The 23,360-nt window shown below is 66.5% G+C and carries 23 protein-coding genes and 1 pseudogene; 15 read left to right on the plus strand and 9 right to left on the minus strand.

What is annotated here, in order from left to right; translation table 11 throughout:
- Window positions 1–15 precede the first annotated feature (15 nt).
- The 3 genes from scnC (at window position 16) to EV580_RS19155 (ending at window position 2,061) form a co-directional block, all read left to right on the plus strand.
- Window positions 16–732 (plus strand): thiocyanate hydrolase subunit gamma, encoded by a 717-nt coding sequence (scnC, locus tag EV580_RS19145; RefSeq protein ID WP_133692772.1) that lies wholly within the window; start codon window positions 16–18, stop codon window positions 730–732.
- Window positions 729–1,064, plus strand: coding sequence for a thiocyanate hydrolase (locus EV580_RS19150; protein WP_133692773.1), 336 nt, complete (start codon window positions 729–731; stop codon window positions 1,062–1,064). The genes scnC and EV580_RS19150 overlap by 4 nt, the downstream gene beginning before the upstream one ends.
- A 163-nt stretch (window positions 1,065–1,227) precedes the next feature.
- Window positions 1,228–2,061: an acyl-CoA thioesterase domain-containing protein gene (locus tag EV580_RS19155; protein WP_286171669.1), complete on the plus strand. Its 834-nt coding sequence runs from the start codon at window positions 1,228–1,230 to the stop codon at window positions 2,059–2,061.
- Here EV580_RS19155 and EV580_RS19160 read toward each other — a convergent pair.
- Window positions 2,058–4,040, minus strand: a complete 1,983-nt coding sequence (locus EV580_RS19160; RefSeq protein WP_133692774.1) for a carbohydrate-binding domain-containing protein — start codon at window positions 4,038–4,040, stop codon at window positions 2,058–2,060. The two genes, EV580_RS19155 and EV580_RS19160, sit on opposite strands and share 4 nt — an antisense overlap.
- Before the next feature lie 324 nt (window positions 4,041–4,364).
- Here EV580_RS19160 and EV580_RS19165 point away from each other — a divergent pair, with 324 nt between their 5' ends.
- A complete protein-coding gene (locus EV580_RS19165) occupies window positions 4,365–5,138 on the plus strand; it encodes an enoyl-CoA hydratase/isomerase family protein (RefSeq protein ID WP_133692775.1) in 774 nt (257 codons plus the stop codon).
- Here the strand turns inward: EV580_RS19165 and EV580_RS19170 are convergent.
- On the minus strand, window positions 5,135–5,953 hold the full coding sequence (locus tag EV580_RS19170; RefSeq protein WP_133692776.1) for a transporter substrate-binding domain-containing protein: 819 nt from the start codon (window positions 5,951–5,953) through the stop codon (window positions 5,135–5,137). The genes EV580_RS19165 and EV580_RS19170 overlap by 4 nt on opposite strands.
- A 60-nt stretch (window positions 5,954–6,013) precedes the next feature.
- Here EV580_RS19170 and EV580_RS19175 point away from each other — a divergent pair, with 60 nt between their 5' ends.
- The 3 genes from EV580_RS19175 (at window position 6,014) to EV580_RS19185 (ending at window position 8,228) form a co-directional block, all read left to right on the plus strand.
- Window positions 6,014–6,817, plus strand: coding sequence for an acyl-CoA thioesterase (locus EV580_RS19175; protein WP_133692777.1), 804 nt, complete (start codon window positions 6,014–6,016; stop codon window positions 6,815–6,817).
- A gap of 173 nt (window positions 6,818–6,990) precedes the next feature.
- Entirely contained in the window at window positions 6,991–7,281 is a 291-nt protein-coding gene (locus EV580_RS19180) for a DUF4193 domain-containing protein (RefSeq protein ID WP_133692778.1), read from the plus strand.
- Window positions 7,282–7,310: 29 nt separating this feature from the next.
- Entirely contained in the window at window positions 7,311–8,228 is a 918-nt protein-coding gene (locus EV580_RS19185; protein WP_133692779.1) for an alpha/beta hydrolase fold domain-containing protein, read from the plus strand.
- On the opposite strand, the pseudogene ripD reads toward EV580_RS19185, so the two are convergent.
- Together ripD and EV580_RS19195 are read right to left on the minus strand one after the other, a co-directional pair.
- A pseudogene (gene ripD / locus EV580_RS19190) lies at window positions 8,224–8,709 on the minus strand (NlpC/P60 family peptidoglycan-binding protein RipD); the annotation flags it as partial. The gene EV580_RS19185 and the pseudogene ripD sit on opposite strands and share 5 nt — an antisense overlap.
- Before the next feature lie 208 nt (window positions 8,710–8,917).
- A complete protein-coding gene (locus EV580_RS19195) occupies window positions 8,918–9,697 on the minus strand; it encodes a hypothetical protein (protein ID WP_133692781.1) in 780 nt (259 codons plus the stop codon).
- Window positions 9,698–9,780: 83 nt separating this feature from the next.
- Here EV580_RS19195 and EV580_RS19200 point away from each other — a divergent pair, with 83 nt between their 5' ends.
- Window positions 9,781–10,629 (plus strand): formate/nitrite transporter family protein, encoded by an 849-nt coding sequence (locus EV580_RS19200; RefSeq protein WP_133692782.1) that lies wholly within the window; start codon window positions 9,781–9,783, stop codon window positions 10,627–10,629.
- A 1-nt stretch (window position 10,630) separates the two neighbouring features.
- Here the strand turns inward: EV580_RS19200 and EV580_RS19205 are convergent, their stop codons facing one another.
- Window positions 10,631–12,193: a PucR family transcriptional regulator gene (locus EV580_RS19205; protein ID WP_133692783.1), complete on the minus strand. Its 1,563-nt coding sequence runs from the start codon at window positions 12,191–12,193 to the stop codon at window positions 10,631–10,633.
- A gap of 81 nt (window positions 12,194–12,274) precedes the next feature.
- On the opposite strand from EV580_RS19205, the gene EV580_RS19210 reads away from it, so the two are divergent.
- Together EV580_RS19210 and EV580_RS19215 are read left to right on the plus strand one after the other, a co-directional pair.
- Window positions 12,275–13,792 (plus strand): CoA-acylating methylmalonate-semialdehyde dehydrogenase, encoded by a 1,518-nt coding sequence (locus EV580_RS19210; protein ID WP_133692784.1) that lies wholly within the window; start codon window positions 12,275–12,277, stop codon window positions 13,790–13,792.
- A gap of 35 nt (window positions 13,793–13,827) precedes the next feature.
- Window positions 13,828–15,213, plus strand: coding sequence for an aspartate aminotransferase family protein (locus EV580_RS19215; protein ID WP_133692785.1), 1,386 nt, complete (start codon window positions 13,828–13,830; stop codon window positions 15,211–15,213).
- On the opposite strand, the gene EV580_RS19220 is transcribed toward EV580_RS19215, so the two are convergent.
- The 3 genes from EV580_RS19220 to EV580_RS19230 form a co-directional block, all read right to left on the minus strand.
- The gene (locus EV580_RS19220; RefSeq protein ID WP_133692786.1) at window positions 15,210–15,560 is read right to left on the minus strand and encodes a hypothetical protein; all 351 of its coding nucleotides are present in this window, start codon (window positions 15,558–15,560) and stop codon (window positions 15,210–15,212) included. The genes EV580_RS19215 and EV580_RS19220 overlap by 4 nt on opposite strands.
- 65 nt (window positions 15,561–15,625) lie before the next feature.
- Window positions 15,626–16,759 (minus strand): acyl-CoA dehydrogenase family protein, encoded by a 1,134-nt coding sequence (locus tag EV580_RS19225; protein ID WP_166654803.1) that lies wholly within the window; start codon window positions 16,757–16,759, stop codon window positions 15,626–15,628.
- A gap of 126 nt (window positions 16,760–16,885) precedes the next feature.
- Window positions 16,886–17,434 (minus strand): cysteine hydrolase family protein, encoded by a 549-nt coding sequence (locus EV580_RS19230; RefSeq protein WP_133692788.1) that lies wholly within the window; start codon window positions 17,432–17,434, stop codon window positions 16,886–16,888.
- A 158-nt stretch (window positions 17,435–17,592) separates the two neighbouring features.
- On the opposite strand from EV580_RS19230, the gene EV580_RS19235 reads away from it, so the two are divergent.
- The 5 genes from EV580_RS19235 to EV580_RS19255 all read left to right on the plus strand — a co-directional run bounded on the left by EV580_RS19235 (window position 17,593) and on the right by EV580_RS19255 (window position 23,188).
- Window positions 17,593–20,103: a glycogen/starch/alpha-glucan phosphorylase gene (locus EV580_RS19235; protein WP_133692789.1), complete on the plus strand. Its 2,511-nt coding sequence runs from the start codon at window positions 17,593–17,595 to the stop codon at window positions 20,101–20,103.
- A 19-nt stretch (window positions 20,104–20,122) separates the two neighbouring features.
- The gene (locus EV580_RS19240; protein WP_133692790.1) at window positions 20,123–20,956 is read left to right on the plus strand and encodes a class I SAM-dependent methyltransferase; all 834 of its coding nucleotides are present in this window, start codon (window positions 20,123–20,125) and stop codon (window positions 20,954–20,956) included.
- A 9-nt stretch (window positions 20,957–20,965) separates the two neighbouring features.
- Window positions 20,966–21,943 (plus strand): DUF3533 domain-containing protein, encoded by a 978-nt coding sequence (locus EV580_RS19245; protein ID WP_286171670.1) that lies wholly within the window; start codon window positions 20,966–20,968, stop codon window positions 21,941–21,943.
- Between the two features lie 76 nt (window positions 21,944–22,019).
- On the plus strand, window positions 22,020–23,000 hold the full coding sequence (locus tag EV580_RS19250) for an MOSC domain-containing protein (RefSeq protein WP_133692791.1): 981 nt from the start codon (window positions 22,020–22,022) through the stop codon (window positions 22,998–23,000).
- Window positions 23,001–23,002: 2 nt separating this feature from the next.
- Window positions 23,003–23,188 (plus strand): hypothetical protein, encoded by a 186-nt coding sequence (locus EV580_RS19255; protein WP_133692792.1) that lies wholly within the window; start codon window positions 23,003–23,005, stop codon window positions 23,186–23,188.
- On the opposite strand, the gene EV580_RS33780 is transcribed toward EV580_RS19255, so the two are convergent.
- A complete protein-coding gene (locus EV580_RS33780; protein ID WP_166654771.1) occupies window positions 23,185–23,328 on the minus strand; it encodes a hypothetical protein in 144 nt (47 codons plus the stop codon). The genes EV580_RS19255 and EV580_RS33780 overlap by 4 nt on opposite strands.
- Window positions 23,329–23,360 lie beyond the last annotated feature (32 nt).

The following is a 23,360-nucleotide window of genomic DNA, read 5'->3' on the forward strand; positions in this document are numbered from 1 at the left end:
GAGAAACGGACGGATATGACAGATCACGGCCACGATCACGACCATGATCACGACCGCACCGTCAAGCCGATGGTCGATGAGATCACCGACTTCGAGGTCCTCGAGATCGCGCTGCGCGAATTGTGTATCGAGAAGGGCATTTTCACCGCCGAGGAGCACCGGCTGTTCACCGAGTTCGCCGAGCAGATCGGCCCGACGCCCGCTGCCCGGTTGGTGGCGCGGGCCTGGCTGGATCCCGACTTCAAGGCGCTCGCACTGGCCGAGCCGATGACGGCGAGTAAGGAAGTCGGCGTCGACTGGCTGGAGCCGACCGGCTTCGGAACCCCCAGCGATTTCACCGCCTTCCAGATCCTCGAGGACACCCCGACCGTGCACAACGTGATCGTGTGCGCGCTGTGTTCGTGCTACCCGCGCCCGATTCTGGGCAATTCCCCCGAGTGGTATCGCACCCCGAACTATCGCCGCCGGCTGGTTCGTTGGCCGCGCCAGGTGCTCGCCGAGTTCGGCCTCTACCTGGGTGACGACATCGAGGTTCGGGTGCAGGACTCCAACCAGAAGCACCGCTTCATGGTGATGCCGATGCGCCCCGAGGGCACTGACGGCTGGACCGAAGATCAGCTGACCGAGATCATCACCCGGGATTGCCTGATCGGCGTCGCTCTGCCGAAGGCCGGCGTGACGACCAACGTCATCACCGACACCCGTCCGGCGATGCATCCGGTCGGCGAATGAAGCCCGACACGCTGCAGCAGATCGTCGACCGCAATCAGGTGTGGTCGGTGATGGCGGCCAAGTACGGCGTGGAGAATCCGGTGCCGCCGTGGAAGACCAGCCTCGACGGACTCTGCGATGCTCTCGACAAGGCGGCGTGCGACGCCGATATCCCCACCTTCAAGGAGCGGCGCGACGAGGAGGACGAGCTCTCGGCCACCGTCTACTCGACGCTCCCCTATCCGGAGAATCAGCTCGTTGCCCTGGCGCATTCACTGCTGGCCAGAGGTGTAATCACTGAAGATGAACTGCGGCAACGACTTTCGGTAATCAGGGCCCGACTGGAGGCCTGAGCTGTAGCGCGTTGTCCCCTGATCGGTGGACACCGGGATTCATCCGGTATTCCAGCCGATCGGTGGACAGCCCGTGACCCCGGTGGGGGTCATAGTTGCCTGGTGAGCCGTCAAGCAAGCGGCGGCTCCCCCAAACAAGAGGATGGCAACGGTGAACAGCAGCATGGATTTGTCGGAACGTACGGCAGCGGCCTCCAGCGCGATCGGCATTCGCCCCGCATATTTCGTCCAGCAATCGAACGGGAGCTTCCGGCCGACGACGTCCGCCGCAGCGTCCTGGAGCGACGGTGTGCTCAGCGGCCAGGCGATCGCCGGGCTCGCGGCGTCGACGCTGGAGCGCAAGTACGGTGCCATCGGATACCTGCCCGCCCGGCTGACCCTCGATCTGCTCAAACCCGCTCGGGCCGTGGCGACGCACACGCAGACCCGGCTGATCCGGCACGGGCATCGGATGCGTACGGCCGAATGCGACATCATCCAAGACGACTGGATCGTGGCGCGGGCCACGCTGTTGCAGTACCGCCAGGTGCACACCGCGGTCGACGAGCACTGGGAAACCGCGACGGCCGTCATCGCGCCGGACGGCGTCGAGAACCATGCGCTGCACGTCGACGATGACGGAACCGGTTGGAGCCCAATGGGTCTGCGGCACCACAACACCGGGCGCAAGCGTGCCTACTACGGCGGTCTCGACGCGGTGGCCGGCATCCCCGCCACACCGTTCGTCCGGTCCTCGGTCGTCGCCGAGGCCGCCGCCAATCTGGTGACCGACATGGGCGCCAACGGAATCGGCTACATCAATGGAGACCTGACGGTCGCCCTGACCCGGCTGCCGCGCGGCGTGTACATCGGCGTGCAGGCCGACACCCACTTCTCCGAGAACGGGGTGTCGGTGGGCAGTGCGACGCTCTTCGACGACGACGGTGCCTTCGGCAGCAGCATGGTCACCGCGATGGCCAGCCCCACGGCCCGCATGGACGTTGCCGGACGCGGCTAGGACCCGTCCCAGTTGGCCAGCACCCGCAGTTTCGACCACGGGATGGCGGCCATGTCGTAGTAGTCCCATTGCAGACCGGCGGCCGTGTACGCGGCGCCAGGGTCCGTCGAGGTCGCGTCGGGGGCGACCTCGAAGATGAAGGCCATTCTGGCCCCTCCCTGGTCGCCGACGTACGCGCCGTAGGTCTGGAGAGTCTTGGCGATCACCTTCTCGGCCGCCGTGATCCCGGGAATCGCATCGACATTGATGGACGGGTCCAACTGGATGCGGGTGCCCTCCGGGATCGGAGTCGACACACCGGCCATGTTGGTGCCGTCGGACTTGGTGGCCGGGCCGGTGAACAACGCACTCGCGAGGTCACTGGAGATGAACAGCGCGTGGTTGATGCCCGTGTTGGCGGCGACCGCCGCGCTGAACTCCGCGGTCGTGATCACTCCGGCATAGCGGGCGATGTTGGTCCCGGTGGCCGAACCCGAGGTGTCCACGCCGTTGCCGTTCAGGTCGGTGATGCCGCCCCAGGCGGCTGTCCAGGTGTTGGTGGCGCTGTCATAGCTCGCCCGCCACAGACCGTAGGCCTTGCCAGTGGTGGGATCCAGGATCGCGATCTGCCGATCCGAGCCTCCCGGCAGATTCAGGCCGAGGGGAATCGCCACGGTGTAGGACCCCATCGGGTCGTTCCCCCACGCTTCGGTGAAGGTGACGTCGTACCGCGGCGTCGAGGCCGTCGCCTGGACCAGGGTCACTCCGTAGTCGTAGAGATCGGCGACATGCTTGGTGTTGACGGCCGATAGGTAGCTCACCCACGTCGCGCTGTTCGCGGCGATGACGGGGTTGGCCACGATCGGCTTCCACAACCAGTCGGCCGCCTGGAAATACGGCGGAGTCTGCGTCGTGCTGGACGAGGCCGGCACCACGGTGATCTTGTCGATGCGAAGGTTGCGATCCTGCGAGCCCGAGGCTTTCAGGTCGTTCGTGAACGCGATGCTGATGGTGTGCGTCCCGGCCGACACCGACACCGGGATCGTGTAGTCGGCCCACGACGTCGAGGTCACCTGCGTCGTGGAGACCACCTGTCCGTCGATCGACACCGTCATCACCGGAGCCCCGTTGTACTGGTCACCACGGGCGCGAATCACCAGGCTCGACGTCGACGGAAGTGAAAGTGTCTTGGCCGCACTCCCATTCGTGGACAGCAGCAGCGCCTTGCGGCCGGAGGCCGCGGTATCCGTGTAGGTGCTGCCGGCTTTCGTCGGGGTGAGGATCAATGTCTCACCCTCGATGGTGACCGTCGTGGTGCCGGTGGCGACGGTTCCGGTGCCGGGCGTCGCGGCGGCCTCGGTGTCCGGAGCGCCGAAGATGGCCTCGAATTCTTTACGCGTCCAGGCCAGAAGCGAGGCAAGCAGCTGGGCAACCGAAGGGAACGCCGGTGGTTTGACGTTCTGCACAAGGCTTTCCAGCGTCGTCCGCGCCGCGGTCATCACGGCACTGATCGCGGTGACGGGATTGGTCGTGGTACGCGCGGCCGAGACGGTCTGCGTGCCCGCACCGTCTGCCGGTGCGGCCGCGGCCGACAGCGCCACCGCCACCGCCGCGCTCTGATCGGCTGTCGAGTCGGTGGAGGGTGTGCTCGCGGCCGTGCGAGTGGCCGCAACGGGCTTGGCTGCTGTGGCGTGCGGCGCGACCGTGCGCGACCGCGACCGCGATGAATCCTGGCGGACGGCGGTGCGTGGCGTCGATGACGTCGCGGTCGAGTGGCGCGCTGAGCGCGCCGAGTTGCTTTGTGAGGATCCGGCCGACGAATCGGTGCCGGTGGTGTCGGCGTGGGCAACGGCGGCGCTCATCATTGCCGAGCCGATACCCAATGCGACGGCCAGGGCGCCGATGCGGCCGACGTAAGGGGCGTAGGAACTACAGGCGACGGTCGATTTCGCGCCAGCTACCGATCGCAGCGAATACGCCGGAGTCTGTTCGACCGACATCCGTGATCCCCCCAATCATCCCGGCCGTCGGCGAGCAATTCCGAAAGGCATTGCCCGTCACAGCTTCTGTTGTCGCAAGCGAAAATTACCTCCTCCTTTCCCGCACGTCTCGCTGTTCAAACAGAACGAATGTGGGCTTTTCCTTCCGGCAACATTGAAAAATTTGCCAGGATGAAACAAGCGACAATTATGCGAAATCAAATAGCGGCATTTTGCTCGTAAACATTCACTGATGTGCAGAACTAGCAAACAATGGTGGCGTCACACGTATCGCGAAAAATTGGTCGGCTGATCTGCCACGCCTGACCTCACTAGAGTGCAGCAATGAGCCTCGTCACCTACCAGCTCGACGATCACGTCGCCACGATCACTCTTAACCGTCCGGAGGCGCGCAACGCCATCAACGGCCCGCTTCGCCAGGAGATCAACGCCGCGTGGGACCGGTTCCGGGACGAGGAAGAGGCCTGGGTGGGGATCCTGACCGCCGCCGGTGACGTCTTCTGCGCCGGCGGTGATCTCAAGGACGGCGAAGGCTCGGTGGGCACCTTCGGCGGCACCTTCTGGGAGAAGCCAACCATCAACAGCTTCGAGTCGGGCATGGAGTTGTTCAAGCCGACGATCGCGGCCGTGCACGGGCCGTGTGTGGGCTACGGCCTGACCGGAGTGTTGTTCTGCGACTTCGTGATTGCCTCGACCGACGCCACCTTTCACTACCCGGAGGTGGCGCTGGGCGTTCCGACCATCGTCGGTGCAATCCGGCTCCCCCATCGGGTCGGCTGGGCCAATGCCATGGAGCTTTTGCTGACCGGCAAGCCGATCAGTGCCGAGCGGGCCAAGGAGATCGGCCTGGTGTGGAAGCTGGTCGAACCCGAGGACCTGCAGTCCGAAGCGCAGGCGTGGGCGAAGACGCTTACCGCGGCGGCGCCGTTGGCGCAGCGGGCCACCAAAGAGGTGGCGTGGCGGACCGCCGACATGGGCTGGATCGAGTCGGTGCGCTTCGGCGAGGTGATGCGCAAGGTGGCAGGTGCCACCGAAGACGTCACCGAGGGCCTGACGGCCTGGCGTGAGAAGCGCAGGCCGCAGTGGAAGGGCCGCTAACCCGGCGCCTCGGGCGCCGGTGCGTGCAGCCAGCGCTGGTAGATCCCGGCGAAGGTGCCGTCGCCGAGCGCATCGGCCAGCCACGCGTCGGTTTGGCCGGCGATCGGACTGCCTTTGGGGAGTAGATAGGCCTTGACCTCGGAGGTGAAGGGTTGCTCGGGGTGCTGTGCGACCAATCCGGGGTGCAGGTCGGACTGGTAGATCGCCTCCACGGCGTCGGTGACCATGACGTCGGCATATCCGGCCGCGAGCTGGTCGAAGATCGTGGTGTTGTCCGGCCAGATCGTGAGCGCGGCGTTCGGGAAGTGTTGTCGGGCGAACTGCTCGTTGGTGCCGCCGCTGTTCTCGATCACTCGCACACCGGGCTGGTCGATGTCCTCGATCGAGGACAGCCGGCCGGCGTTGGCGGCGGCCACCACCGGGGTCTTGCCGCTGGACAGGTACGGCTTGGTGACGTCGGCGACGCGGCGTCGCTGGGCGGTGTCGGTGATCCCGCCCATGGCGATGTCGCAGGTCCCCGGCGAGGTCAGGTCGGTCATCAGGGTCGACCAGGTGGTTGGCACGAACATCGGCGCTCGCCCGAGGTGGGCGGCCAGGTCGGTGGCCATGTCGATGTCGACGCCGCTGTACTGCCCGGTCGCCGGATCGCGGTAGGTCAGCGGCGGGTAGTCACCGGTGGTGCAGATCTTCAGGGTGGCCGGGTCGCCGCCCGCAAGGGCCGGTGGCGCGGCCAAACCGGATGCCGCAATCGTGGCGGCGAACGCCGCGGCCCCAAAGCTCAACGGCCACATGCGGTTCGTGCACCCGCGATCCATCACCGCAGTCTATGCAGTTATCGTGAGTTCGAATTCGACCACGACGACCGCGGGGAGCACATGCCGAGCTGGATCGCCGACCTGGTTCATTTGAACGGCGACGCCCAACTCGACCGCGATGGACTCACCTTTCACACCTCGGCGACATCCGGAGTGGGCCCACGGTTGTTCGGTGGATTGATCGCCGCACAGGCGCTGGCCGCCGCGGCCGCCACCGTGGATCCCGCCCGGCTGCCGCAATCCCTACACGCCTACTTCATCAAGGGCGGGCGGATCGGCGTCGACATCGAGTTCACCGTCGAGATCACCCGCGACGGCCGCTCGTTCAACACCCGCCGGGTCACGGCTGTACAGGACGGGGCCGCGATCTTCGAGATGATGGCGTCGTTCCATCAGCCGGAGATCACCACCGACTGGCAGCGCCCGGATCCCCTGGCCGTCGAGTTGACGGACGCGACAATCGTCACAAAGCTGCCGGTGCGTTGGGCTGATCACTTCGAGATCCGGGTTGCGCCAGGGCAGTACGGTCACGACGACTGGCCGGTTCAACCGTTCTGGTTCCGGACCCGGGAGCCGGTCGAGGACAACCCGGTTCTGCGGGCCTGCGCGCTGACATTCATCTCTGACCTCGGCCTGGTGTCCTCGGCCCGACCGCCGGGCGAGGGTCGCCCAGGCCAGGGCGGCGCCGCCAGCCTCGACCACGCGCTGTGGTTGCACCGGCCCACCGATCCTCATCGCTGGCATCTCTACGACGCCATTGCGGTAACTCACAGCGACGCGCGGGGCCTGGCTCGGGGGTCAATTCACCGCGATGACGGTACTCTCGTCGCCAGCGTCGCCCAGGAATCGCTCTGGCGAATGTGATCGCGCGTCCTCCGGTTCGCCCGGTAAGGGAATTCGCAGGTCACCGCCGGTCCGGGGCAACAGCTCAGCCAGGCCGAAACAACGGTGTTTAGCCAGCAGCGGCTACGGGAACAAACTCGCATTCGACCGCGTTGACGCGACGTCAAGCGCGGAAGGAACGAAAGGCACGGACCATGTCGGTTGACTATGACGCACCCCGCCGGACCCAGGCCGAGCCTGAGGAGGAATCCCTCGAAGACCTGGCGGGCCGGCGTAAAGACACAGCCACGGCTGTCATCGATGTTGACGAGGCTGAAGCCGCTGACTCGTTCGAGCTGCCCGGCGCGGACCTGTCCGACGAGGAGCTCACCGTTCGGGTGATCCCGAAGCAGGCCGACGAGTTCACTTGCACGAGCTGCTTTTTGGTGCATCACCGGAGCCGCCTGGCTGACGCCTCGAGCATGACCTGCACCGACTGCGCCTAATCTGCGCCTGATCCGGCCACAATGGTCGGATGGCCAGTGTGGGAAGCCGGCTGGTGCCGGTGATTCTGCGCGTCACCGGTCGTGGAAGGCCGCTATCGCGGCCAGGCGCCGCTCGTCAGCGGGTTGTTGATCGAGCGCTGCGACCCCGTCCGTTCGGACCGCCCAAGCGTCTTCGCGACGACGTCGACGTGACCGTCGTACACGACCGATGGCCGATCTACACCGTCTCTCCCGCCGGCGGCCGCGCGCGCCATCGCGCCGTGTACCTGCACGGCGGTGGCTGGGTGAACGAGATCGAGCCGGCGCACTGGCGGCTGGTCGCCCAGTTGGCCGCCGAAACGCAGACGTCGGTGCGGGTACCGATCTATCCCCTGGTGCCCTGGGGCACCGCGGGCGACGTCGTCCCGTGGATTGCGGAACTGATCACCGCCGAGATTGCCAATCCGGGTGCCGAAGCGACGTTCGTGCTCGGCGACTCGGCCGGCGGCCAGATCGCGCTGTCGTCGGCAATCTATCTGCGCGACAACAACTCTGAACAGCCTCGTCGGCTGTTTCTGATTGCGCCGGTGCTGGACGCCGCGATGAGCAATCCCGCCATCGCGGCGGTGGAGCCCAGCGATCCCTGGCTGTCCTGTGCCGGGGTCCATGTCTACGCGCAGCATTGGCGCGGCCAGCTGAGCCTGGAGGACCCGATGGTCAGTCCGCTGTGCGCATCGCTCGACGGGCTGACGGCGATCACGATCTTCAGCGGAACGCGCGACATCCTGAACCCCGACGCGCGCCTGCTCGCAGGCAAGGCCGCGGCGGCCGGTGTCGATGTCGACTACGTGCAGGGTGAGGGCATGGTGCACGTCTATCCGCTGCTGCCCATCCCGGAAGGGCGTGCCGCTCGCCGACACATCGTCGGCGCGATCAACGGCACGCCCTACGGACTGCTTAGGCGATGACGCGGACCAGGAACGGCGCCATGTCCTTGGCGCGCACCGCGGAGACCGCGACGACGGTGTCGGTGACCTCGAGCATCTGGTTGTTGCCGAGGAACATCGAGACGCTCTGAGTGCCGTCGGGCCCGTAGAAGATCAGGTCACCCGGCAGCGCCTGGTCGGCGGTCACGTGCTGGCCCACCTTGTACATATCGCCCGAGGAGCGCGGCAGCTTGGCGCCGACGCCGGCGTAGATGTACTGGATCAGGCCGGAGCTGTCGAAACCGACCACCGCGGCGCTCGGTCCCTTGCCCAGGGTGGGTCCGTTGATGTCGCCGCCGGCCCAGGCATAGGGCACGCCGCGCTGGGCGAGCCCGCGCTGGATCACCAGCTGGACGTATTGATCCCGGCTGACGGGAGCGGCCGAAGCCACCGGGGCCAGCAGGCCGGGAATGGCGAGCAGCATCATCAGGCTGACCGCGAGGGCGTATACGCGTTTCTTCATCATCATTTCCACCTTCCGGGCGCCTCTGAGCAAAACTCCGTCCGGTTCACAGAGGCCACTTCTGTAACTTCTACAGCAAATGGCTGACAGCCGCCGACCACGGTTCAAGCCTGAACAGGCCTTTTAGCCAAACCGTGATGTAACAGTGTCCGAAGTGGTGTGCATCCTTGCCTGATCGGTTGCGATCGCCGATGGGCGCCAGCAACGCTCAGTGACGCCGGTCACGCACCTGGTAGGTGGACGGCCACGACTTACGGGAATCGTCTCCGGTCAGCGCCATGCCCATGCCGCCGACTTTGACGTTGTAGGCCTCTTTCCCGGCGCCCACTTCACGGTTCGCGTGCTCCTGCGCCAGGTAGTACAGCTCGTCGATCGCGGCCTCGCTGTAGGCGACGAACGACGTCTCGCGAACCGCGTCGTCACTCGGCGTCATCTTGTCGGGCAGAATGCGAGAGGCCAGCGCCGCCAGTCCCATGAAGGCGAACGGGATCACCCAGTAGCAGACGAACGACAACGGGGTCTTGGTGTCGAGGATCGTCGCGTCGCCCTGCACGATCGGCGGGACCGCCGAGGACACCGTCATCCCCGCGAAGGCGGCGACCCAGATCCAGGTCAGCAGAGCGGTGATCTTCTTGAACAGGTCACTCTTGATCACCTCGTCGGGGCGGCCGGCCGCGGCGAACTCCCGGACGAACGGCTTGCCGATCAGGGCGCCCACCAAGGCGATCAGGAAGATTCCGGCGTTGCTGAGCGGCTGCATCCAGCGCTCCATGAAGGCCTGGCTCGTCACGAACGTCAGGATGGCCAACACGGAGAACGTTGCGACAGCGCCGATTTCGAAGGTCAGGCCGGGTGCCTTCTTCACGCGCCCGACGACCAGCCCGGCGACGGCGATACCGAGGGCGACCAGCACTGCCGTCTCGAACGGGACGTTGCCCACCAGTACCCAATAGACGATCCACGGCGCGAAACCCACGAGAATGCCCACGGTGGGCCAGTGTATGGGCGGGCGTTGTGCAACTGCTCAGCGGTGTCTCGTGTCGGGCGCCGTATTGACGGGTAAACCGCACCGTGAGTTCGACGAGTCAGCGACAGCTGGGCGATTCCAACAGTCCGATCGAGGACGAGCTGGAAGACGCCTTCAACCGGATGGTGGACGAAGGTAGTCAGCGCCTGCACCGCACGTGGCGCGAGGTTCTGGTGACGGGGTTCTTCGGCGGGACCGAAGTCGCGATCGGAGTGCTCGCGTACCTGTCGGTGCTGCACGAGACCCACAACCAGCTCTTGGCCGGCGTGGCGTTCGCGATCGGTTTTCTGGCGCTCCTGCTCGGCCGAAGCGAGCTGTTCACCGAGGGCTTTCTGGTGCCGGTGACGACCGTGGCCGCCAAACGCGCCAGCGTCGGACAGCTCGCGAAGTTGTGGAGCGGCACGCTGGTGGCCAACCTGGTCGGCGGCTGGGTGATCATGGCGCTGATCATCGCGGCGTTCCCCAAATTGAGGGCGCAGACCATCGAGTCCGCCGAGCATTTCGTCACTGCGCCACTGTCGGTGCAGAGCCTGGCGCTGGCGGTGCTGGGCGGCATGGTGATCACACTGATGACGCGCATGCAGCACGGCACCGACTCCATGCCCGGCAAGATCGCCGCCGCGGTTGCCGGGGCGTTCGTGCTCGCCGGACTTCAGCTGTTCCATTCGATCCTGGACTCGCTGTTGATCTTTGGTGCCCTATCGACCGGGGAAGCCCCGTTCGGTTACCTGGATTGGCTGGGGTGGTTCTGGTACACGCTGATCGGCAATATCGTCGGCGGGCTGGTGTTGGTGACGTTGCTGCGGCTGCTGCGCAGCAAGGAGCGACTCAAGGACGAGCGGGAAAGCGCGGAGTCGTCATCGGGTGAGGGCGCTGCTCCCCCGCGCGCTTAGATCATGAGGACTGCAGGATCAGCATCGCGACGTGCAGCGAGGTCCGCGACTCCGCGTCGTCGAGGTCGAGACCGACGATCTTCTGCAACGCCTCCAGCCGGGAGTACAGCGTCGGACGTGACATGTGCAACGTTCTGGCCAGCTCGGCCTTGTTACCCCCGGCGTCCAGAAAGCGCCGCAGCAGATCGAACGCCTCGTCGCCGTGCTTGGCGCGGTGCGTGAGCAGACCGGCGAGCTCGGTCTCGGCGAAGGCCTGCACTCGCGGATCGGTCCGGATCAGCGACAGCAGGCCGCGCAGCCGCACATCGGCGGCGCGATGAAAAGGCAAGGCGCTCAATGGCATCGACATTGCCACCTCGGCGACGTGACCCGCCTCGCGCAGGCCGCCCACGGCATCGATCAACCGGCTGGATTCTGGCCCAACCCCGATGACGCAGTCCCCGACGCCGTCCAGGCGGATCACCGACTGGCGGATCGCCGAACAGACGTCGGCCAGAGTGCTGGTGCGCTGCGGTGCCAGCACCAATTCGATCTGCCCGTCATCGCGGGTGGCCGCCAAGCCGGTGTGCCCCGCCGCGCGCACCGTGTGCATGATCGCGTCCAGCATGCGCACCCGGCGCTGGGCGACGGTGACCTGATCAGCACCCGCGCTCTCCCGTAACCGCACCGCCATCGGGACGTAGGTCAGCGCGGGGCGCAATCCCAATGCGTGGGCGCGGGCGGTCGCCTCGGCTTCGTCGGTGATCCGGCCGCGGCGCAGATCGTCGACAAGCCCACTCTGAGCGCGAAGCTCGAGCGAACTGCGATTCTGCTCGACCATCCGGTGCAGGGCCAGCGCCTGGGCCGCCCGCTCCAAGGTCATCACCGCCCGCCCGTCGGTGACGAGGTGTGGGGCGATCAACCGTCCCCACTCCTCGCGATACGGGCCGACCGGGCTGGCCGTCCAGGTGTCACCGGCGCTCAGGCGCGATCGTCGCTCCCAGTCGGCCAGCAGGACCGTCGCCGACATCCCCCGTCCATCGAAGGCCAGCACCTGCCGGTTGAGATCCTCCAGCACCACCGGGGTGTCCAGCATGTCCGCCGTCGCGCTGACGATCTGGTCGACCGACGCGCGGCGCATGCTCAGCGCGGTGAACGCCTCGTGCACCCGCTGCCCGTACGCCACCTCGGCGTACTGGTCGGCGACGATCCTGCGGTGCACCTCCTCGGTGACGTCGATGAAGCGCACCGGTCGGTGCAGGACGATCACCGGCAGCCCCGACTCCGCACCGCTGGCCAGCACAGACTGCGGAAGCGTGTCGACGTGCAACCCGAGTTCGACCACCACGCCGGTGGCGCCCGCGGCGGCCAACCCCGGCAGATAGCCGTCGCGCCGAGCCGGATCGACCAGCGCCTGACCCGTGGTCAAGACCAGTTCCCCGCCCGTCAGCAGGCCGGACAGGTCGGCCAGATCGCTGACGTGGACCCAGCGCACCGGGCGGTCCATCGGCCCGGCGCACACCACCTCCGGCTCACCGCCGCGAATCGACGGCAGCTCGAGGATGTCGGCCAGCGTCAACTGCATTTACACAGTGTATTGGCATCGCTTGCATTTCTTACAATCTGTCGGGTCCGAACCGGTCGAACGACCCGCAGAATCGCAGGTATGACTCTCACCGCGCCCAACACCCGCGTCCGCACGATCGCCCACTGGGCCGGCGGGAAGAACTTCGCAGGCGGCAGTGACCGCACCGCCGCCGTCACCAACCCGGCCACCGGTCAGGTCACCGGGCAGGTCGCGCTGGCCGATGTCGACGACGCGCGCGCGGTGATCGATGCCGCAGCCGCCGCGTTCCCCGCCTGGCGCGACACCTCGCTGGCCAAGCGCACCACCATCCTCTTTGCTTTCCGCGAGCTGCTCAACGCACGCAAGGAAGAGCTGGCCGCGATCATCACCGCTGAGCACGGCAAGGTGCTCTCCGATGCCCTCGGCGAAGTCAGCCGCGGCCAGGAGGTCGTCGAATTCGCTTGCGGGATATCACATCTGCTCAAGGGTGGGATGACAGAGAACGCCTCGACCAACGTCGACGTCGCCTCGATCCGCCAGCCGCTGGGCCCGGTGGCCGTCATCAGCCCGTTCAACTTCCCCGCGATGGTGCCGATGTGGTTCTTCCCCATCGCCATCGCCGCCGGAAACACGGTGGTGCTCAAGCCTTCTGAGAAGGATCCGTCGGCCGCACTGTGGATCGCCAACCTGTGGGCCGAGGCCGGACTCCCGGCAGGCGTCTTCAACGTGCTGCAGGGTGACAAGGTCGCCGTCGACGAGCTGCTGACCAACAAGGCCATCAAAGCCGTCTCGTTCGTGGGCTCGACCCCGATCGCGCAGTACATCTACTCCACGGCGACGCTGCACGGCAAGCGCGTTCAGGCGCTGGGCGGAGCCAAGAACCACGCGGTGATCCTGCCGGACGCCGACCTCGACCTGGCCGCCGACGCGATGGTCAATGCTGGTTTCGGCTCGGCCGGTGAGCGCTGCATGGCGATCTCGGCTGCCGTGGCAGTCGGCCCGGTCGCCGACGAGCTCGTCGCCAAGATCGCCGAGCGCACAACGACGTTGAAGATCGGCGACGGCACCCGTAATACCGACATGGGCCCGCTGGTCACCAAGGCCCACCGCGACAAGGTGGCCTCCTACATCGATGCCGGTGAAGTCGACGGCGCCACCATCGTCGTCGACGGACGTGGCACCGCGGTCGACGGAGATGACACCGGATTCTGGTTGGGCCCAACACTTATCGACAACGTCACCCCCGAGATGAGCGTCTATACCGACGAGATCTTCGGCCCGGTGTTGTCGGTCGTGCGGGTCGACACCTACGACGAAGCTCTGGAGCTGATCAACTCCAACCCCTACGGCAACGGCACCGCGATCTTCACCAACGACGGTGGCGCCGCGCGGCGCTTCCAGAACGAGGTCGAGGTCGGCATGGTCGGCATCAACGTGCCGATCCCGGTTCCGACCGCCTACTACAGCTTCGGCGGCTGGAAGAGCTCCCTGTTCGGTGACACCCACGCGCACGGCACCGAAGGCGTGCACTTCTTCACCCGTGGCAAAGTGGTCACCACGCGGTGGCTCGACCCCTCCCATGGCGGTATCAACCTCGGCTTCCCACAGAACCACTGACACCACTGCGCACCACGAGCTCGAAAGAGGCACGCATGACGACCACCGAATCCCACCTGCTCCCCAACGGCCAGGACATCGACACCGCCCGCGCCGAAGCCGCCAGGGCCTACGAGCTGGACCGGGCGCACGTCTTCCACTCGTGGTCGGCGCAGGCGCAGATCAAGCCGATGACGATCGTCGCCTCCGACGGGTCCTATGTCTGGGACGGCGACGGCAACAAGCTGCTGGACTTCTCCTCGCAGTTGGTGTTCACCAACATCGGTCACCAGCATCCGAAGGTCGTCGCCGCGATCGCCGAGCAGGCTGCCAAGCTCTGCACGATCGCACCGCAGCACGCCAACGCGGCCCGCTCCGAGGCCGCCCGGCTGATCGCCGAGCGCACCCCCGGCGACCTGAACCGGGTGTTCTTCACCAACGGTGGCGCCGACGCCGTCGAGCACGCCGTGCGGATGGCGCGCCTGCACACCGGCCGCTACAAGGTGCTCTCGCGCTACCGCTCGTACCACGGCGGCACCGACACCGCGATCAACCTGACCGGTGACCCGCGGCGCTATCCCAACGACTACGCCAGCTCCGGCGTCGTGCACTTCAATGGCCCGTTCCTGTACCGCTCGTCGTTCTTCGCCGAGAACGAGCAGCAGGAATCCGAGCGGGCGCTCGACTACCTCGAGCGGCTGATCCAGCACGAGGGGCCTGCCTCGATCGCCGCGATCATCCTGGAATCCGTTCCGGGTACCGCGGGCATCATGGTGCCGCCGCCCGGATACATGGCCGGTGTGCGGGAGATCTGCGACCGCCACGGCATCGTGTTCATCGCCGACGAGGTGATGGCCGGCTTCGGGCGGACCGGAAAGTGGTTCGCAATCCAGAACTTTGACGTGGTACCGGACCTGATCACGTTCGCCAAGGGTGTGACGTCGGGGTACGTGCCGCTCGGCGGTGTGGCCATCAACGACGCGATCTACTCGACGTTCGCCGAGCGCGCCTACCCGGGCGGGCTGACCTACTCGGGCCACCCGCTGGCCTGCGGTGCCGCGGTCGCGACGATCAACGCGATGGAAGACGAGGGCATGGTGGCCAACGCGGCCCGGCTCGGCGAGCAGGTGCTCGGCCCCGGCCTGCGTGAGCTGGCGGCCCGCCACTCGTCGGTTGGCGAGGTCCGCGGGCTCGGCGTGTTCTGGGCGATCGAGCTGGTGGCCAATCAGCAGACCCGCGAACCGCTGGCGCCCTACGGCGGCTCCAGCCCGGCCATGAACGACGTGCTGGCCGCGTGTAAGGCCGGTGGCCTGCTGCCGTTCGCAAACTTCAACCGGATCCACGCGGTGCCGGCCTGCAATATCAGTGATGCCGAGGTGGCCGAGGGTCTGGCCATTCTGGACAAGGCGCTCGATGTCGCCGACGGGTTCGTGTCCGGCTAGTACGGCGTGGTGTGCTGGGTCAGTACGAACAGCATCAATCCCAGGCACAACAGCACGTTGATCGCGATCAGGATCGTGACGAGAAGGATGAACCCGCGCACGCAATGACGTTGTGCACGGCCAACTTTGGATCGGCGCTTTTCGCTGATCAGCGCTGTCGCGGTGAGCGCGAAGGTGACATCGACCATCTCGTCATAGGTGGGCGCGGCGCCGCCCACGGTGATCTCCTGTAGCCGCTCCGGCGGAATCCCGACCCCGACGCCGGCGAAGTTGCGGCTCAGTCGCTTGATCTGGCGGGGACTCGTCGTTTCAGCGCTGGGCAGCCGCGGATCGGACCAGTCGGTCATAACCTTCGGACTCTAATCCCGGGTGCGCCCGAACGCGCGCGAAATGCCGAGGCGCGCGGCGCCGTTCACAACCCGGGCTGATCGTCGACGATGCCCAGCCAGATCTGGGCCACGTCCATGGCCACCTTCTCGCTGATGAACGCGTGCTGGGTTCCGGTGTAGATGTCGCGGAATCCGCGCTCCAGGCGACTGCCCTCCCGGATCGAGGTGGTGCCTGCAGCCAGGTGCGCCCACTCGGCGGCCTGCCGTGACACGTCGGTCGCATAGTTGGCCGCGGCCCTCATATCTGCGCGCAGCAATGGGGTCAGGTCATCCCCCGCAGCCACGACGGCTTCGGCGGTGGTGAACGCATCGAGCACCAGCAGCCGCGCCGCACGCCATGCCGCGACGTGATGGGCCAGATCCTTCTGGAAGGTCTGTCGGCTGGCCAGTGAGGCCATGTCGCTCATCCGGAACTTGGTGGCCGCCAGCTCTTGGACGTCGTCGAGCATGCTCTTGGCGATGCCGAGCGCCCACGACGCGTGACCGGCCGCCGTCACCGGCATCAACCCCATCCGGGTGGCCGGCGAGCCGCCCCGGTAAGGAACCCGCGAGAACAGCGGAAACGTCCGGCCGGTCGGCACGAAGACGTCCTCGACGCCGTAGTCGTAGGAGCCGGTTCCCTTGAGCCCCTGAACATGCCAGCCGTCCTTGAAGACGATCTCGGCCCGCGGGATGACAGCCACCAGCATCTCGGGTAGTCCGCCGGCTTCCATCACCGGCTGGCCGTCGACCATCGGGAAGAACCCGGCACACACATATTCGGAGTGACCGGTGCCCGAGCCGAAGCTCCATGAGCCGGTGACCCGGTAGCCGCCGTCGACCACGACTCCCTGGCCGTTGGGGAAGAACTGGCCGCCCATCGTGACGCGGTTGTCGTTGGCGGTGAACACCTCGGCGAATCCCTCGTCGGGCAGGTAGGCGGCCGCGGCGAACGACGACGGCAGGTTGGCGATCCCGATCCACCCGAAGGAGCCGTCCTGCCAGGCCATCTCGATCCAGGTTTCGATCATCTCGGTGAACGACGGCTCGACACCGCCGGCCGCGACGGGGTTGAACGACTGCATCAACCCGCTGGCCCACATCTCGTCGACGACGGCCGGGGCGATGGTGCGCAGCCGCTCGGATTCACCGGCCTGGGCCATCACCAGATCGCGCATCCCCCGGGCCAGCTCGATGACCTGATCCCCCGATTGCAGTGTCGACGTCAATGTCTTGTCCGATCGTTCGCGGCAGTGAACACTTCCGCAAAACTGTATAGCGCGGGTTCGGTCGGCGGTAGGCGTTTACCAAACGACCTCGGCGGCCGCCGGCGTGGTGGCTGCTCGTCCGGGCGCCGACTGGTGCGACCAATAGAGGTTGGTGTGGGCGATCACCTGCTCGGGCGGCGGAGCGCCCCACGGCGAGAGGTCTTCGGTGGTGTGGGCGTCGGCCACCAGAGTGACGTCGTAGCCGCGGGCGAACCCGCCGTGAATCGTCGACCGGACGCACTGATCGGTTTGGGCGCCGACCACCACCAGATGCCCGACCCCCAGCTCGGCCAGCGTCGACTCCAGGGCGGTGGCTTCGAATGAGTCGCCATAGTTCTTCGCGATCACCGGCTCGGTGGCGGACGGGGCCAGTTCGTCGACGATGCACCATTCCTGGCTTCCCGTGGACAGTTCGGCATCGGAGTGCTGTATCCAGACGACCGGAACGCCACTGCAGCGGGCGCTGTCGACAAGTCCGGCGATGGTCGCCACGACACGATCCCGGTCGTGGGCGCGGGCCACGACGTCGTTCTGCACGTCGACGACGAGCAGTGCGGTCGCCGGGCGGTTGGTCAGTGTGGTCATGCCCGCGATCGTAGGGATCGCTCGCCGCGCGGTGCGCATGTTCATGCGCGATAGTTCACGGGAGCGACTCGTGGACCTCGCCTTGCCGAAATACGGTGGTGTCAGACTTCGGGTCCTCGTTTCGGATCAAGAAGTGGTCTTCAGAGCAGGAGAAGGCAATGACGGATGTCGTGAACAACGTCCCGGGTGACATCACCGGTGAGGCACGACCGCACGAGCACAGCCGCACCGGACTCTCGGCGGACGCGCTGCACCGCGCGATCGCCGATCATCTGGCCTACTCCATCGCCCGGCCGCCCAGCGTGCTGACTCCCGAGCACTACTACCGGGCCCTGGCCCTGGCCGTCCGCGACCGCATGCAACAGCGGTGGATGGCGACCACGCAGGACCTGTTGCACGGCCCCGCCAAAGTGACGTGTTATCTGTCCGCCGAATTCCTGATGGGCCCGCAGCTCGGCAACAACCTGCTCAATCTGCGCATCGAAGCCCAGGCGCGCGAAGCGCTGGCCGCTCTCGGTCAAGACCTCGACGTGATCCTGGCGTGCGAGGAGGAGCCGGGCCTCGGCAATGGTGGCCTCGGCCGGCTGGCGGCCTGTTACCTGGATTCGATGGCCACCCTGCAGCGCCCGTCGATCGGCTACGGAATCCGTTACGAATTCGGCATTTTCGACCAGGAGATCCAGGACGGCTGGCAGGTCGAGAAGACCGACAACTGGCTGGTCGCCGGAAACCCATGGGAGATCGACAAGCCGGACGCCAGCTACCTGGTCAACTGGGGCGGCTACACCGAGCAGTACGAGGACGTCGCGGGCAACCACCGGGTGCGCTGGATCCCCCGGCGGGTGATCAAGGGCGTCTCGTATGACACTCCCGTCCAGGGCTACGGCGTGAACACCTGCAACACGCTGACACTGTGGAGCGCCCGGTCGGTGTCCTCATTCGCTCTGGACGCGTTCAACACCGGCGACTTCTACAAGGCCGTCGAGGACGAGGTCCTCTCGGAGAAGATCTCCAAGGTCCTCTACCCCAATGACGAACCCGAGGCCGGCAAGCGGCTGCGGCTGCAGCAGCAATACTTCTTCGTCAGCTCCTCGCTCCAGGACATCCTGCGCATCCACACCGAGCGCGCCCGGCTGCCGCTGAGCGCGCTGCCGGACAAATGGGCCATCCAGCTCAACGACACCCACCCGTCGATCGCGGTCGCCGAGCTGATGCGACTGCTGATCGACGAACACCACATGGCTTGGGATGAGGCGTGGGAGATCACCGTCGCCACGTTCGCCTACACCAACCACACGCTGCTGCCCGAGGCGCTCGAGACCTGGCCGCTCGGCATCTTCGGCGAATCCCTGCCCCGGCATCTCGAGCTCATCTACGAGATCAACGAGCGGTTCCTCGACGAGGTGAAGGCCAAGTTCCCCGGCGACGAGGACCGGGCCCGGCGGATGTCGCTGATCGGCGAGGACGGCGGCAAGAGCGTGCGGATGGCGCACCTGGCCACGGTCGGCAGCCATGCCGTCAACGGTGTCGCCGAGCTGCACTCCGAACTGTTGAAAGCCAGTGTGCTGAAAGACTTTTACGAGATGTGGCCGGAGCGGTTCGGCAACGTGACCAACGGCGTCACCCCGCGACGGTTCCTGGCACTGTCGAATCCGGGACTGCGGACCCTGCTCGACGAGACCGTCGGCGACGGCTGGCTGACCGACCTCGACCAGCTGCGCCAACTGGAATCCTACGTCGACGACCCCGCCTTCCGGGAGCGCTGGCGGGACATGAAGCGTGCCAACAAGAGTCGGCTTGCCGAATACATCCACTCGTCGACCGGCATCGAGGTCGACCCGACCTGGATGTTCGACGTGCAGGTCAAGCGCATTCACGAATACAAGCGCCAGCACCTCAACGTGCTGCACATCATCACGCTGTACAACCGGCTCAAGCGCAACCCTGGATTCGCAATCGCCCCAAGGGTATTCATCTTCGGTGGCAAGGCCGCACCCGGCTACTTCATCGCCAAGCGGATGATCAGGCTGATCACCGCCGTGGGTGCCACCGTCAACAACGATCCCGACGTCAACCGCTTCATGCGGGTGGTGTTCCTGCCGAACTTCAACGTCAAGAACGCCCACCTGATCTACCCGGCGGCCAACCTGTCCGAGCAGATCTCCACAGCGGGCAAGGAAGCCTCGGGCACGGGCAACATGAAGTTCATGATCAACGGCGCGTTGACGATCGGGACGCTCGACGGCGCCAACGTCGAGATCCGCGAGGAAGCCGGGCCGGAGAATTTCTTCCTGTTCGGCCTGACCGTCGACGAGGTGGAGCAGCTCAAGGCCGAGGGTTACCGGCCGACCAGTTTCGTCGAGCGTGACGCCGAGTTGGCCGAAGTGCTCGAACTGATCGTCGAAGGCACCTTCACCCACGGCGACACCGAGGTGCTGCGTCCGCTGGTCGACAACCTGCTGCACCACGACCCGTTCCTGGTGCTCGCCGACTACCGCTCCTACATCGACTGCCAGTCCAGGGTCAGTGCCGCCTGGCTGGACTCCGATGCCTGGTCGCGGATGTCGATCCTCAACGCCGCCCGCAGCGGCAAGTTCTCCTCGGACCGCGCGATCGCCGAATACTCCGACGAGATCTGGCATGTCGGCGCGATGCCGGTGAAGCTCTAGATTCGCCATACTGTCGAGCGTGCACACGGACGGCTCGAGCGAACACCGGGACGTCAACCGCTCGCTGTGGGACGAGCGGGCGCCCGCCCACGCCGGCTCGCCCGACTATGCGGTGGACAGGCTGGTCGCCGATCCGGAATCGTTGTCCGACGTGGTGCGGTTCGACCTGCCGCGCCTCGGTGACATCACCGGTCTGCGGGCTGTTCATCTGCAATGCCACATCGGCACCGACACCCTGTCACTGGCCCGGCTCGGGGCGCGGATGACGGGGCTGGACTTCTCCCGCGCGTCGATCGCGATCGCCCGATCGATCGCCGCCAGGGCCGGCGTCGGCATCGACTACGTCGAGTCCGATGTGTACAGCGCCGCAAGCGTTCTCGGCCAGGACGGCTTCGATCTGGTGTACACCGGGGTCGGTGCGCTGGTGTGGCTGCCCGACATCCGGCGCTGGGCCGAGATGGTGGCGACGCTGCTGCGGCGCGGGGGCCGGCTCTTCCTTCGGGAGGGGCATCCCGTCCTGTGGGCTGTCGACGAGCAGCGCACCGATGCGATCACGCTTGGCTACCCGTACTTCGAACACGCCGACCCGATGCGATTCGATGCGTCGGACACGTACGTCGAGACCGACGCCGTCTTCGTCCACACCGAGTCTCGGGAATGGAATCACGGCCTCGGCGAGATCGTCAGCGCCCTATTGGATGCCGGCCTGCGCTTGAGCATGCTCGTCGAGCACGACTCGGTGCCGTGGGAGGCGCTGCCGGGACGCATGCACAACACCGACGGTGAGTGGCGCCTGGACGAGCACGCAGAGCGGCTGCCGCTGAGCTACACCCTGCAGGCGGTCAAGCCGTAGAGTGCGCGTGTGCCCGGGTCCTCACTGAAGAGCATTCCGCTGGAGATCCGCAAGGCCGCAACCGTCATCGCGATCGCCATCGTGTTGGCGTCGAGCTTCGCCGCCGCCTACACCGTCGCGCTGGGACGGCCCTCGCCGCGAAACCTGCCGGTCGGCGTCGTCGGATCGACGGCCGTCACGGCGCCGTTCGTCAATGCGCTGCACCGCAACTCAGGCGAGTTCGACGTTCAGCAATATGCGACGCGCGACGACGCGGTCACCGCGATCAACCAGCAGCGCATCACCGCCGCCATCGACGCCACCGCGACACCACCCCAGCTGTTGCTGTCCAGCGCCAGCGACCCGTCGGGTACCCGGGCGCTGATCCAGCTGGATCAGACCCAGCCGGGACAGTTCATCCTGCCGATCGTCGATTTGCATCCGTTGCCGGCGTCCGACCCGGCCGGGCTGGCCACGTTCTATCTCGTCATCGCGGCGACAATCCTGGGCTTCATCACGATGTTTCAGTTGCGGGCCAACGTCAAGACACTCAGCCTGCGGCGCTGGCTGGCCTGCCTGGCGGTGCTCGCGGTCGTCGGCGGGGCGGTCCTGTCGGTCGTCACCGGGCCAGTGCTCGGCGCGCTGAGCACGCCGTTTCCCCAGCTGTGGCTGCTGACCTCGGTGCAGATCGCGGTCGCCGCGTCCTTCAACTCGGCCATGCTGGTGCTGATCCACCGGTGGGCGATCATTCCCACCTGGCTGGTGTTCATCCTGCTGGGCAACACCTCGTCGGGCGGTGCGGTGTCGGCCTCGCTACTGCCTCAGCCGTTCGCGTTCTTCAATCACGCGCTGCCCAGCGGTGCGACGGTGTCGGCGATCCATGCGGCGACGTACTTCCCGCACAACCAGCGACTGCTGCCGTTCGTCGTGCTCGGCGTGTGGTTGGTGGGCAGCCTGGCCGCGCTGGTGATCTCGTCACGTGCACTCCATCGCTCGCCGGCGGACTAGCCATGACGATGCGCCGCAGCGAAGCGAGGCGCTGAGGAGTGGCTACATCGAGCTGCAGACGCCCTACTCTGGGTGAATGATTCCCGCCGGCCGTATCACCTCGATTTGGCGCTATCCGGTGAAGTCGATGCTGGGCGAGCAGGTCGCGCAGGCCGAGATCGGCGAGCTCGGCCTGCACGCCGATCGCACCTGGGCCGTGCGTGACGTCGAACTGGACGCGACCACCAGCGCCAAGCGGCTGCCCGGCCTGCTGTGGCTCACGGCGCGCTACGCGCAGGCGCCACCGCCCGACGCCGGACCGGGCCACGCTCCGGAAGTCGTCATCACCTTCCCCGACGGCACCGAGGTCACCAGCTCGGATCCCGTTGTCCATCAGGCACTCTCGCGGTATCTGGACCGAGAGGTCGAACTTCGGCCGCTGCCCGCGCTGGACCGCAAAGATCAGTACCGCGGGCCGATGGCCACCAAATCCGACCTGCGCACGATCTTCGGACTGGAGGACGGCGAACCGCTGCCGGATCTCTCGATGTTCCCGGTCCGCAAGCTCGCCGAGATCAGCCGCTACGCCACGCCGGTCGGCAGCTACGTCGACGCCTATCCCCTCCACGTCATCACCGAGCAGAGCCTGGCCACGATGACCGGGCTGGCGCCGGAGTCGGACTTCGACGTCCGGCGATTCCGTCCGACCATCGTGGTCGACTCCCCCGCCACGTCGCCGCATCCGGAATGGGACTGGTGCGGCGGTACGTTGCACGCACCGCACGCCGAACTGCAGCCCCTGATCCCCACGATCCGATGCGTGATGCCGTCCCACGAGCAGCCCGAGCTCAAGCGGGACAAGGAGATCACCCGCACCATCGCCGCCCACTCGCGGCGCTGCCTCGGCGTCTACGGCAACATCACCCGGGCTGGCCGGATTGCCGAAGGCGATGTGCTGCAGCTTGATCCGCCGAATCGCTCGACCATCGGCGCTACCGCGGGGTCGGGTGCAACGAAAGTGAAACGAGCCGTCATGCGGGCGGTGTCCGCCGCCATGCCGACCGGAAAGAGGAGCTGACCATGCGTCACGCTGTGGGTGTAGTGGGCGTGCTGGTTGCGCTCTTCGGATCGCTGTGGGCGCTGCAGGGGTTCGGTGTGGTTCAGGGCAGCCCGATGAGCAACACCACGACCTGGTCGGTCATCGGACCGATCACCGCGCTGATCGGTGTGGCGCTGGCTGTCTGGGCCTGGCGTCCGCGACGCTAAGCCGCGTACACCCAGTACAGAATCAGGATGATTGCGGCGACCAGGTAGCTCGACCACAGGACGATGAGCGTGGTTCGCCTCGATTCGAACGGGGACATCGACTGGGGCGGAAGGGCCTGCTCGGCCGGCTCAGGAGTCATCGGCGCCCTTGTACCCGGCGCCCTGGCATCCA

It is taken from the genome of Mycobacterium sp. BK086 (assembly GCA_004362315.1).
GTDB lineage: Bacteria > Actinomycetota > Actinomycetes > Mycobacteriales > Mycobacteriaceae > Mycobacterium.